6 protein-coding genes are annotated in these 13,354 nt (G+C 50.0%); 4 read left to right on the top strand and 2 right to left on the bottom strand.

The window, feature by feature from the left end; genetic code table 11:
- Window positions 1-165 precede the first annotated feature (165 nt).
- Window positions 166-3,144, top strand: coding sequence for a fused MFS/spermidine synthase (locus H6624_18060; protein ID MCB9086251.1), 2,979 nt, complete (start codon window positions 166-168; stop codon window positions 3,142-3,144).
- Window positions 3,145-3,150: 6 nt separating this feature from the next.
- On the opposite strand, the gene H6624_18055 is transcribed toward H6624_18060, so the two are convergent.
- Entirely contained in the window at window positions 3,151-3,837 is a 687-nt protein-coding gene (locus H6624_18055) for a hypothetical protein (protein MCB9086250.1), read from the bottom strand.
- A gap of 275 nt (window positions 3,838-4,112) precedes the next feature.
- Between H6624_18055 and H6624_18050 the strand changes: the two genes are divergently transcribed.
- The 3 genes from H6624_18050 to H6624_18040 all read left to right on the top strand — a co-directional run bounded on the left by H6624_18050 (window position 4,113) and on the right by H6624_18040 (window position 12,534).
- A complete protein-coding gene (locus tag H6624_18050) occupies window positions 4,113-7,667 on the top strand; it encodes a hypothetical protein (GenBank protein ID MCB9086249.1) in 3,555 nt (1,184 codons plus the stop codon).
- Window positions 7,664-11,218 carry a S8 family serine peptidase gene (locus H6624_18045; protein MCB9086248.1) on the top strand — a complete coding sequence of 1,185 codons (3,555 nt, stop codon included), beginning with the start codon at window positions 7,664-7,666 and terminating at the stop codon, window positions 11,216-11,218. The genes H6624_18050 and H6624_18045 overlap by 4 nt, the downstream gene beginning before the upstream one ends.
- 401 nt (window positions 11,219-11,619) lie before the next feature.
- The gene (locus H6624_18040; GenBank protein ID MCB9086247.1) at window positions 11,620-12,534 is read left to right on the top strand and encodes a hypothetical protein; all 915 of its coding nucleotides are present in this window, start codon (window positions 11,620-11,622) and stop codon (window positions 12,532-12,534) included.
- 84 nt (window positions 12,535-12,618) lie between these two features.
- On the opposite strand, the gene purN is transcribed toward H6624_18040, so the two are convergent.
- A complete protein-coding gene (gene purN, locus H6624_18035; protein MCB9086246.1) occupies window positions 12,619-13,278 on the bottom strand; it encodes a phosphoribosylglycinamide formyltransferase in 660 nt (219 codons plus the stop codon).
- Window positions 13,279-13,354 lie beyond the last annotated feature (76 nt).

Below are 13,354 nucleotides of genomic sequence, written 5' to 3'. Positions count from 1 at the left end.
TGTCATGTTTGCAGGAGAAAGTTTGTGAAGACCTGAAAACACTTTAGGGTGTGCGCGGCGTTAAATCCGCCCACGGCGATCTCGACCATCGACGGTGACTCCCCCTTTGGTCTGACCTCCTCAATATGCCGTGATCCTACACCCCTAATATGACACCCTTAAGGGATGGCTCTGGTTGTTGTCTGCCTTTTTCTGACTGGTTTCACTAGCCTTGTTCTTGAAGTGGCCTGGGCCCGAGCCTTTACCCCCATTTTAGGAAGCTCTCTCTACGCGACCGCCACAGTCCTTGCCGGCTTTATGGCTGGACTGGCGCTTGGAGCGTGGCTGATCAGTAGGTGGCAGGGGGCTTTGCATCGCCCACTTCGCACCTTCGCATTCATTCAAATGGCAATTGGCCTCATCGGCGCGATGTCCATTCCGCTGCTGGAGTGGACATCCCCACTTTACACCTACATCTACCAATTGGGGGGCGAGGGATCTCTGACTTTTCTGGGCCTTCGATTTCTCGTCGTCAGCCTCCAGCTTGGCCTGCCGGTGATCCTTATGGGCATGCTTCTGCCCCTGGCCAGCACCTTGTTTCAGCAAAGTCGGATGGAACACGGAAGTGCCTGGACTTCTGTACTCTACGGAGCGACCACGACTGGAGCAGTATTGGGAGCACTGTTGTCCGGGTTCCTGCTTCTGCCTCGATTTGGAATTGCTACAACATGCCTGATAGTCGGAGTGGTTGATATTGTTGTAGGAATTGTCATCTATTGGCGCCTTCGTCATTCTTCTCCGAGTTTGAGTTCCGACTTACCCCCAATTGCCAAACCTCGTGTGACCAAACGAGTCCGGGGCATTGAAATGCTAATTTTTGTTTCTGGTTTTTCAGCAATGTCTCTGGAAATCAGCTGGTTTCGAATGTTGTCCAATGTCTTTGGTGCTACCGTTCACGCTTTCTCAATCATGCTTGGCGTATTTTTGTTGGGAATCGCCATCGGAAGCTTTGCGGCCAGTCGCCTGGTACGCCACTCAAGATACTCAAGCCTAGAGGGCCTTTATCTTTTTGGCATGGCTGGTCTTCTGGCACTGATTTCATCCGCATTCATAAATGAGCTTCCCATTTGGTACGCTCAGCTCTATTGGCAACTGTCCGCTGGCGAGTCGTATTTCGGTTATTTCTTTTCTCAGTTCCTCGTTACCGCTGCGGTTGTTTTCCCCAGCACATTCTGCTTTGGCAGCGTCTTCCCCTACCTGTTGAAAATCCACCTAGGCAACTCTAAATCCATGAGTCTCTATGTCTCTGCGGGAAGACTCTATGCCTTTAATACCCTCGGCGGCATCCTAGGGATTGTTTTGACTGGCCTCGCTCTGCTGCCTCAGTTTGGCGTTTCCAAATCACTTTTGATTTCTACAACTATTATGATAATCGCATCATTCGTGTTGGCCGGAGCCTACCTAAATCAGATTAGCCACAGGCGAAAATTCAAGGCCGTTGCCACCATGTCATCACTCGCGCTGATAGCCGCCGTTGCTCTCCCCAGGCACGATCCACTTTTGACGAGTCAAGGCCTGTTTATGAACATGAAGGGCCAGGGTGGCATCGAGGCCTTTATTGATGAAAGAGAGTCTCCGGTATCCATCCTTTTGCACCACGAAGAGGGACTACACGGCACAGTTGCCGTGATCGCCAACGAGGCTAATTTGGGGAGAATCAATCTAAAAATTTCGGGCCGGGTTGTGGCCGGATCTGGATTTGGAACCCGTAGGCATTTGGCTCTTTTGGCTCACCTTCCCTTTATTTTCAACGCTGCTGCTGAGTCCGCGATGGTCATTGGTCTGGGAACGGGCATTACTGCCGGTCACCTACTGGCTCATCCATCTTTAAAGCGCCTGGATGTCCTTGAGCTAGAACCTTCTGTGGTCAAAGGGAGTCGGTTTTTCTCCTACATCAACCAAAGGCCACTCAATGATCCGCGAACCAATCTTATCCTTGAAGACGGTCGCACTCACCTGCGCTACTCTACAGATCAGTACGACCTCATTACCTCGGACCCATCCAGTCCTTTCCTCAGTGGTGGCGGCAGCTTGTATTCGACCGAGTTTTACGACGAGGTAAAAAAACGCCTAAAACCCAAGGGCGTTTTCAGTCAGTGGATTCAAGGGTCTGGTCTGTCTTTGTCCACCTATTACTCGGCTCTTCGGTCATTTTTGCTGGCATTCCCTCAAAGTTATCTTTTCATTGACGGGGAAAACACGGTTCTCATCGGCTGCCAGGGGGAACCGAGTCTTACTTATTCCCAGTTAGTCAGTCTATTTACCAATGAAAAGGTGGCGGGATTGCTGGCCGCCGAAGACCTAACTTCCCCCGAAGATCTTCTTGGCCTTTTTTATGGCGATACCCGTCACTTGCAAAACTTGGGGTACTCTCACATTCCCGCCCACTCTGACGACAACCTTTATTTGGAAACTGCAATTCCTCTGGATCTTTTCACCAGCATGGACCGCTTGGTCTCCTTGGACCTTGCCACGATTCTTGCCAAAGGCCGGCTGGAAAACCTACTTGAGACCTTCGAGGGGACTCCGCCTGAGCAGATGCTTGAATTTCTTGTTTCCGGAATGCCGACGCAGTTTTCACAAAGTCATTTGCAGCTTTTTGAAGAACTGAGGCGCTCACGGGATAATCTTGGCCTAAAGAGCTCTGATCAAAGGCTTTCGGCCTGGTATGAAAGCCGCCTCAGTACTGAAAAAAGAGATCTTTTGTTTAAGAAAATTGATCAGGAAATCATGGGGGCAATTAAGAGTCGAAAGACAGCAGACCTGATCGACGTCCTAAAGGAGGCCATGATGTACCCGGACAGCAAGGGCTACTACGCCTCCGGGGTCATATTGGGGGAAACCTACCTCCAACAGGCTCAATTTAAAGAGGCCCTATCCGTTGCTCACAAAATCCGCAGTGAGCACCCGGCCTATGGCAGCGCCTACCACATCGCCGCCGAGGCCCTTATTCAAATGAATCAGCTGAAGCGTGCCCGCGCGATTCTTGAAGAAGGGTTGTTTTACCACCCAGGCCACCAGGGCCTGAGCAAGCTTCTCGATACCATTGCTCGCCTTCCCTTTGATACACAACCAGAAGGCGAGCAGGATTCGTTTCACCAATAGACCTGACTATTTAACTAGTTCTACTTGCAGGACACCCGCATGGTCGCGGAAGAATTTCATCGTAAGATAAAATGAACCACCGGCCCGAATGTAGGGGCTCACTTTGGTTCCGTTACTACCTTCAGAAGAACTCATCCAACGTAAGAAAGTCTCCACTCGATTATGCACGTCCTCACCCCGAGTCCAAATGGCCTGGTAGGCATCGGCAGTTAGGATTTCTTCCAAACCCACAACGAAGGAAACCTTCTGGACTCCAGGCTTAGTGCCCACCGAAGCTGTCTTGGCATCTTTTGCGGACATGGTGGGGTTCCACAGCAGAAAGTGAAAGTCCTCTTTCTTCGTCATTACCTGTATCTTGCCCTCCCCTGTGTTGTATTCATAGACGATCGGTGTATCCAAGCTCTCTGTCAGGCTGACAAAAGCAAACTGACCAGGATTTTTCTCGATACATTTGACCGGCAAAAAAGAGTAGCTAATCGAGACTTCATTTGCGCCAATCATTTGTGCATCATAGCCAAAAAGTCGGTAGGCAAATCCACCATCACGGTGAACATCACCCTTGCCCTGACAGGTCGCTTTTCTGCCATCGAATGTCTTAACCAATTTTTCCGGAACAACCTGAACCGATGCTATCGCCAGTCCTGTCGCAGCCAAAGTGACCGCACCAAGTACCACCCGTGCCAAGTGAAACATTGTCTCTCCCTCGTTTTAGAATTGATGATGCATCGGTCATAACACCCCCGCAGACACCGGTTAAGATTCCGTGAGTCCCGGTGAAATGTTTTTTATCCAGGTCGATTTTTAGACCTCCACCATTTAGTCCCAAGTGGCTAAATATTCTAAAATATTTGGTTTTTCTCCCTGATTAGGTCCTGAACACTCAGGTAATTCTTACCCACCCACTTGCCCTTTCTACAGGCCTATGACAGTGTGCAGCAAAAGTGCCAGATAACTGGAGAACGGTCGATATGCAAAAATTGAAATTGCTCGTGAGCCTGCTCGCTCTTGTGGGAATGTCTCAAACCGCCTTTGCCATTGCTTTGTCCCTGTCCAAAAATCCTAATGTGGTTTCCAAACCGGCCATCGACCTCGTCGACAGTGACGGAAAACCCATCAGTCATGGGCGGGTTTCGGGAATGTTGGCCAAGGGTCAAGACACCAGCGTCTACAACCCAAAATCGGACAAACACAGGCTGTGGGAGCCAAAAGCTCTGGTTGGCAGTGATGAGGCCTCTCATAATTATCCAGCTAACGGTGCTACCGTTCGCTACATTAAAGATGAAGCCTACAACCGCTTTACCTATATGGCCCGAGTCCAAGATCCCAAGAATCCTGGTAGATATTTTCGCTTCGCCATCAGCCGCTACACTCAGGCGATGCTCATGCGCGCAGCTCTGCTACGCAAATTAGGTTACCTAGTAACTTCACCCAAATTCTACAACAACATCACCCTGCAGTTTAAAGACAAAGAGGAAATGGACGAGTTTCTGCGCGTCTCACAGGAAGAATCCATTAATGACTTTGAAGATCGCAAGTGGATCACTAACAAAGACGAGAAAAAGTTCACCCTAACCTTCTCAAATGCCACTCTTGAGCCTGCAAGACACGAGTATTTTGATGTCCACTGGGCCTTTGTCCCCAACCCGGAAGAGCCCAGCCAAAGGGGCCAGGTCCTAAACCTTGGCCAATACCGTGCCTTTCGCGCATTGATTGTTCCCTTTGTGTTGGTAGACGTTCCTGAATCAGTAAACCGCTTTTCCCCAAAATTTGCCCACCTCCAATCTGACGAAATCGTATTAACCCACGAGTCGGCCGCCACCTTCCAATCTTGTGGACTAGATGATGCCAAATGGATCGTTCGCCGAATGTCTTACTTCCAGCAAAGAGACTGGGAGGAGATCGTTCGCTTAGGCCAATATCCGAAAGAAATCGACCAACTTGTACTTGCTCGTCTACTCCACCGAGTGCGCAACATGTTTGAGATGTTTGGTATTGAGCCACAAAAGCCGTTGACTATGCCGGAGTTAAACTTCACTTCCCCCTCTGGCTTGGTGAAGGATGGTAAGGTCACCCAGGAATTCGTCGATGGCTACCCTCAACGGTTTGCCCACGGTGATCGGGAGTCTCCATTTACGGAAGAAGACATCGGCCGCTATGTTTCAATTGAAGCCATCTCAAGTGGAATTAAATATGGCCTAGACAAACTCGGCGAGAAGTTGGTTGTTCAGGACGTCAATGACTTGGCTCTGAAACGACAAGAAGAGATCTACGAGCGAATTATTAATCACATTCGCACCCGACCGATGGAGCCCCTTGAGCAAGAAATTGAATCCTGGGGCGGGCCGATAGCCAACTTTAATGTGGGCGCCAGTCGACACGTGACCACAGGAACCTACTATGACAGCCATGCACCTATTCAGTTAGTAGACACAGTGAATGTCGGTGGCACGGTCGGTTACTTCCGCGCTATTGATGGAATGGTGACCATTAGTCCTAAGTTTGCAGGCCTCATTCCAACTCTTGGCGGAAACCTGAGTTATAACCGAACCTACAACCATGTGCGTCCGATTGAATCCGTAAAACAGGCAACTAAGTATGAGTGGACCAAATTGTTCATTCCTGGGTTCATGCAGACCCTCGGGGCCATGCTTGAGGTTGAGGATTTTGATCCCAAAAAATGTAACGAAGAGCTGGAAAGACTCGCCAAAGAAAAGAAGGTTTCTATCAATGAGCTTCCAGACGAGGATCAGGCCAAGTGCCGCCAACCCCTTCATAAGTTTATGACTGAGCTCAAGGATGGAGAGGTTTTCACCATTACTGATTCCCTTGTGGTGGGGGGGTACGTGAATGTCTCCAGTCCCCTGGATATTCTCATGGGCTTTAGCCCCCTCGGTTTTATGAACTCCGTCAGCTTTGGTTTGGATACAGCTAAGGCTTTTGTTCTTAAGCAGACCTCCATTGTACGCACAACCAAGGGAATCCAGGTTTTTGTCAGAACCTCTGATACCACTTCCTTCGGTGCTCAATTTGATATCAACTACTGGCTTAATCTGCTGCGTATTCGTGCTGAGACCAAAGACACAGACATTCGCTCCCAGGCCTATTTGATCGACTACAATGCTGAAACCGCGCAGTTTGTCGATCCCAATGACAAAAACGGAGCCGAGGTCATTGAACGGGGCAAAAATCTTAAAGGCGCTTTGCGCGGATTGTTCCGGGAAAATGACCCTGAACTGTTTCATGCCTTCTTTAAAGACCGTCGTTTTGAAATTGACCACCATTTGGAAACCAATGAGCTTCAGGTCAAGATTCTGACAGAAAAATTCATTAATATGGATGAAGGGCATCTGCTCAAAATCAGGTACCCCGCTCACCCGGACTATCCGGACCTCAAACCCGAAGACGAAGAGGTCACCATATTTTCCTTTAAGAAGGGTCGCCTGCTTGGCCGGGACATCATTGGCTTCTTTTCAGACGTTATTGATGGATTCTTTAAGAAGATTGGCGTCTTATCTCGGCCGAAAAGCACCAATCCAGCTGATTCACCTTTTGGAAAAGCCCACTGGAAGGTAGTGACGACGGAGTCGGATCTCACCAAGAATGGTGAAATCTTCCCAAGCGTCAGCCTTGTTCAGGAGGTATGGGGCGGCTGGAAGATGAAGCGCAAAAAATTTCTAAGCCTGTTGGAAGAGATCACCGAGAAGTTTAAGGACACCAATCTCGGCTCTCATCGAATCATCGAACCTGAAGCTTTTGTAAACGTGGAGTCCGTGGATTTCTATCGAATCACGGCCAACTTGTCGGTCACTGAAGATGGTATGAATCGCATTCGCGATTTAATGCTTCAACCTGATATGGAAGCTATGGACAAAGATGCGGACCGATTGAGTAAGATCAATGACCGCAACATGAACCCCATTGAGAGATTTGGCGCTGGTCTCACCCAAGGAGTGGGCACCTTTTCAGACCCTTTCCAGGGTAAGTATCTTCCCTCAGACAAGTCACTTTATGATGACGTCGTCACCCTAATTGGTCGGGGTAGCCAAAGCCTTGGCGAGTCCCAGTACGTGAAACGTTGCCGAGAAGAGTGGGACGAGAAGTTTAATAAGAACAATAACAACGAGTCGGGTGGCACCGAAACTTCACCCAATACGATGATGTACCGCACTCGTTATGGGTGCTTGACCGGCTGGATGAGTCGACTGATCAATCTTAAGCGCCAATACCCGGCCGACGACCGTCAACGTCAGACCGAGTGGACCACCGAGGTCATGTGGGTACTCAATGACCAGGTTCCACTCCCCTATCTGTTGGAGTTTATTGGCAAAGATAACTATATCTTTTTCATTCGCGTGAATGGATTCCGCACTGGTGACGAGGATGGCGACCTGGAGTTCTTCTCCAACTCATCAGGAGACCCCGTCAAGGACTTTGAAACGGCCAATGGAATCATTGATCTCTATTCCAAAAAGACGGGTATCACGCCAATGGAGCTGCAAAGAACTCAAGGGAGTTTCCGATGAAAACTCTAAATATTTTGATTGTCGCCTTGATGACCGCCCTTGGAGCCTCTGCACAAGCAGAGGTGTTGGCCACCCTATTCCCAAAGCAGGGGGCACAAAACCCACCCAAAGCACTGTGGAATCGCGTACTCTTAGACCGCCGGGTTCTTACCAGCCAGCCCATGTTTTCGTCCGGTGAACTGATGATCATGAAAAAGATCAAGATGGATCGCTTTCTCGGCGTTCGCATTTTGACATTTAAGGATGAAGCGACCCTGAAATCACTAAAGCTGGACATAGCCCGCGAAGGACTGCCTTTTATCCTCGATTTTAACGACCTCAGAGGTGAGCTCGCCTCAGCTGAACCATTTGAGCACCTGCAGTGGGCGCTTGATAACCGGGGCGAGGCACAAAACCTAGAACTCGATTTCATGACTGCACAAAAGGTCCCCGCTGTTAAACCTTCTGTGTCGAAAGAGGATATAAATATCGGTCAGAAGTCAGACGGACGTAAAAAAGTCCGCGTCGCTATTTTGGATACCGGAATTGACCCCACTCATCCTGATCTTCACAGTCGCACAGTTCGGCGCCCGAGCGAATGTAAAGCCTTGGCGGAGTTTGAAAAGTGTCTTGAAACAGAAGATGAGTCCGTCAAATGTCCTGAGGTGGACATTCCGGAATGTAAGGACGGGACTGCGGATCGGACCTTTTGTGATGACCGCAAAGCGAAGCTCTGCCGAAACGCCCGCCGATCCTTTTGTGAAAAGACTTGGTTTGACCTAAAAAACCCATTAGTTGACCAGGACAAAAATGGCTACCCTCTTGACTGCTATGGCTGGAGCGTTGTTGGAAACGTCAACTTCGCCGGCATTATCGGCAAGCCCGATTTTGATGACGTCAAGGGACACGGAACACACGTAGCGGGCCTTATCGCTGCAGACAACAAAAACGGCGTGGGTATTTCTTCGTGTTCCGACAGTGCCGAAATCATTCCTGTGCAAGTGTTGACTGAGGCTCCACTTGAGCCAATTAAGCCCTTGTCTTTTGGTATCTCTCCCAACGAAAAAGAACCTGGACAAACAAGACGTCCGGTCCGCGTATTGGGCGATATGGTGGCCCGCGGTTTGATATATGCCATTCATGCTGGTGCACAAATCGTCAACTTCTCTTTAGGTTGGCCACAAAACCGCGACTCCGAATTTATGCGTGAGGTTGTGGCGGAAGCTCAAAAGAGAGGGATTCTTATTATTGCAGCGGCTGGTAATGATTCCACACAAGCACTTCTTCGCCCCTGTTCTTACCCCGGTGTGATCTGCGTGGCCGCCCATGGACCGGATGGGGCGATTTCTCACTTTTCCAACTACGGTATTGGCGTGGACATGGCGGCCCCTGGTTTAAATATTCTCAGCACCTGGCCAATGGCCAAAAGGCCCATTCGCTTTCGCCAGGACTGGGGCTATGAGTTTCTTCATGGAACTTCTCAGGCGGCACCACTTGTGGCCTGCATGGCCGCTGAACTCTTGTCCCGCCCGGGCATAACATCCAAGGATGTTTACCCGCGGTTGATTTCGGGAGTTAGACCCCACCGCAATCCACTGAAACTAGTTGGCGGCATGCCTCACCACGATTCAGGGCCGCGTGAGAGCAACCCCTATCGCCAGGCGCTTTATAAAAAGTGGACTCTTTCAGGAAATGTGGATTTCTTGGGAGCCCTGAACGCCAAGCCCCAGCCTTTGATTTTGCCGGCGACCAAGGAGAAGGTGGCCATCTACTGGGACCGCAGGGCAAAACGCTTTGAAATTCCGATCAACCTACGAAATTTTTGGAAGGCTACCACGGCCAAAGTTGATGTAGAGGTGAAGCCGGTTTCCTCTGGGCCTACGGCTGTTCGTCCACGAATTACTTCTGTGCGAGCCAGCAAGTCTGGGGGCACCTGGTACGGAGCTGAAAGCTCAATTGAAGCTGCGACCCGCGAATACAAAGTGGCCTTCGAAATTGACGATACTGACCAGGCGAAGGACAGCCGAATCCCCAGTGAAATTGATTTGGAGGTTCAAGTGTCCATCGGTGGACATCACCACAGAACCTTTCAGGTTGGCGCCGAGATTATCGTTCTGGTGGATCCCGTCAAGCCCCTGCCCGGCATGATACAAATTCCAATCGAAAACGTACCAGATGGAAGTTTTGATCGCCTGCCGATCGCTCACTACTATGATCAACACCCGCAGTTTGTGGACTACATTTTGTTTCAGTACACCAAGGAAAAGTGGACCTTCAATCTTTTCAGTCAGGGTGGACGCCGCGATCCCAAGAAAGATCCATATTCGGTGACGAGCAAGGCGGTCGTCGATGCTTCTCCCATTGAGGGCATCTATTATGATGACACCTCTCGAGTCGACGTGGATTTTGATGGCCAAAGTGAGTACGTCATCTCCATTATGGATATCCGAGATCGGCTAAACCCTCCCAAGGCTTCACCAGTGACTATCATGTACTTTGACCGCAACATGAAATTAATCAAGCGGACAGAGTACGATTCAGAGATTGCCCAGTTCCCCAATAATCCCACTACTCAAATGCAGTGGATGAAAATGGGTAACCGCAAGGTTCCGAGCTGGCTTGGTTGGGGTAAGGACCCTAACAAGAAGTGGGGCCTGAGAGAGCTGTGGGAGAACCCTGACAAGGATGAGGCTGGCGAGATTCGCTTCTATTATTTGGACAACGAGGACAAATTGCAAACTGTTGGCGAGCACGAGGAATATAATATCGTGGACACTCTTGCGCCCAAAATGGGTGACACGCTCGCCGGCCGGGTGCCGGTCCTCATGGCCAAACCCCGAGGGAAAGAAAATGCGCAGTCCTACATCGTCGATTTTGCTATTGCCAATGTCGTAGATGGCGAAATCAAGGACTTTAAAAAGCTGAACTTCTTTGAGAAAGGCCTCAACTATCGTAACCTCTTAGATACCAGAGTGGACTCGATCTTTTCTACTGACATTGGCGACGACCTCTATGCTGGAACCTTTTGGTTCGGCCCTGGAAACCTCAAAGAAACTAGGATTTCTGCTCTCATTCGCAGTGAAACCTCTTTCATGGATCATGATATTGCCGCTCTTCGCGGTGAGGTCGACGCGGCCCTGTGGGCTCGATATGCCTACTATGGCAAGTCGGGCTTGTCGGCCTTCGTATTGACCAATACCGAGATTCAATTTCACGATTTGACCCGCGACCAGGCAACCTGGACGAGCCTCAACCGCTACACCTTCTATCCCGACTATTTTACGTCCAACTCAAACGTGCCATTTCTAGTTCGCGATCGATTTCGTAAGAGTTATTTGCCCAGCCTGTTTACAACCGAAGGCTCGGGCTTCAGCCGCGGCGTCCGCTTTTTGGTTCCCTACTACGACACCAAAGGGAACCTCGTCGAGTTGGTTGCGCCCGCAAAGCTGAGACTTCAATCCCAGCGCGGCTGTGTTCCTCTGGACCTACCACTTTGGGCCGGTTCTGAGGGGCGGATTTATTTGGACTATTATTGCAAAGACAGTCTGATTCGCGTTCCGCTTGATTTCTAAGTAATCCGGCTGTTTAGCATCGACCGTCTCCTAATATAAACGGCTCACCCTTGGTGAGCCGTTTTTTGTTGGTCACTCAGTACAGAAAAGTTTTCATGCTAGATTTGGTTCAGAATGTGCGGAAATGTGCCCAAAGTGGCAGCTTCGATGGATTCTCAAGCACTTAGCTCACGTGCAGACCGGTCGACCATAGTTTTATATTTTTCATTCGCCCTATCCCCATTACATCATTGAAATTAATCAAATTGCGCCCTGTGCCGAACTGCGGCTATGACTTCACCCAAACCAAGTGCCTTCCTTTGTGTGTGAAGGAAGGTCGAAATTATGTAGGTCTCAATTACAACAAACACTCATCTCTACTCTTGGAGGGTAACATGGCTTTCAAAGATACCTTTAAGTCCATCGCGATCACTGCTTGTGGTGCGCTTGGAATCGCTCTGCTGTCCGGTTGCGGCGGCGGTGGCGGCGGCGGGAGCTCTGCTCCTATCGTTTATTATCCCTATGAAACTGTTTATGGGGACGTTTGTACAACTACAGTTCCGACTCCTGGTTGTACTTTCTACTCTGACAATGGTCAGCGTATCGATGTAACTGAAGATCCTCACTACAGCTACTATGGCAACGGATCTGACGATATGTCTTATGTAAACTTCTTCACCGCTCTTGATGGCGAAGTTTACGGTGATGTTTATGACAATCTTGGCGTATTTCAAGGCACTCAGCACATTTCTTATTTCGCTGGCTGGGTCGGCGGCGGATACATCGGTGTAGGTACAACTGGTCTGTTCTGGGAAAGCGTTTCTGGCGGACAATACTACTTCGGTCAAGAAGGCGTTCTTTACAGTGCTAACGCTTGGGCTTCTAACTTCGGTGAAGCGATCAACAACGAAGGCGCTACTGAGGCCGTTGACACTAACTTTGCTGCTCTTAACAGCGAAGCCAACAAAGCTCTTATCAAAAAGGGTGCTGACAAGCTGATCAACAAGTATGGTTTCAAGCCTGACAAAGCTGAGGCAGTTGCTTCTGCTCTGAACCGTTGGTCTGTTGGTGTTTATGAGCGCGGTAAGTCTACTGAGCGCGACATGGACAAAGCCTTCAAAGGCACTTTCGGTGGAATGGACTTCCGCACAGCTACTGCCGCTGTTAAGGACTATATGTCTGGCGACTACGGCTCTGCCAAAGAGAAAGTAAACCGCTCTGCTTCTGCAATGGGTCTTCGTGCTGACCAGCTACTTCGCTTCATGGGCGATGCTTATGCTAAGCCTTTGACTTCTTTCGGTTACGACGTTGAAGAGATTCAGTCTAACCTGAAGTAATTGAGCCCACAAAGCATAATGGAAGTGAACACAAAGCCCGGCTAAATAGGCCGGGCTTTTGTTTTTTGATCCCGTCACAGGCCCTCACTGGGGACGGCACAGTGCCGTTAGGGTTTCCACCACAAAGCGCTTCTCCGCCTCCACCACGCGCATTTCGAGGCTTTCAGGGGTATCTCCTGGGCGCACAGGAACCTCATGCTGAGCGAGAATGGGCCCTTCGTCGTAGTCATGATTGACAAGATGGAGGGTAATGCCAGTCACTTTGTCTCCGGCTGCGATGACGGCCTCATGAACTCTTCGGCCATACATTCCCTTGCCCCCATATTTGGGCAATAGGCTGGGATGAGTGTTGAGAACTCGGTTTTTGTAAACGTCCAAAACAATGGGTCCGAGCTTAGTGAGATACCCGCTAAGGAGAACCCAATCCGCCCCCCATGACTCAATTTGCTCACACAGGAGACGATCCCACTCCATTTCGGTGGCGAAGTCCTTTTTGTTGATGACTGTTTCTGTGATGCCGTGGGCTCGGGCCACCTCTTGAGCGCCGATATTGGGACGAGAGGCGATGAGGCCCGCAATTTCAAGAGGCAGATTTAACTCCGTACAGGCCTGAGCCAGAGCTGCAAAGACGCGGCCCTGTCCGCTTGCCAGAACAACCAGTCGGGCCTCAGCGCCTTCGACTCGGTTATCCCTGCCCTCGCGTGTTCCGGTTCCAACGCTACCTCTTGAGGAGCGACTGCCCATTCTCATAACGCACCCTTTTTGCAATCCGAACCGGAAAGAAAACCATTCCCTCAACGGTGATTGTCAATATTCTGGA

The organism is Pseudobdellovibrionaceae bacterium, assembly GCA_020635075.1.
Lineage (GTDB): Bacteria > Bdellovibrionota > Bdellovibrionia > Bdellovibrionales > UBA1609 > JADZEO01.
Note: the sequence above shows the minus strand (reverse complement) of the source record. Positions and strands in the feature narration are given on the sequence as shown.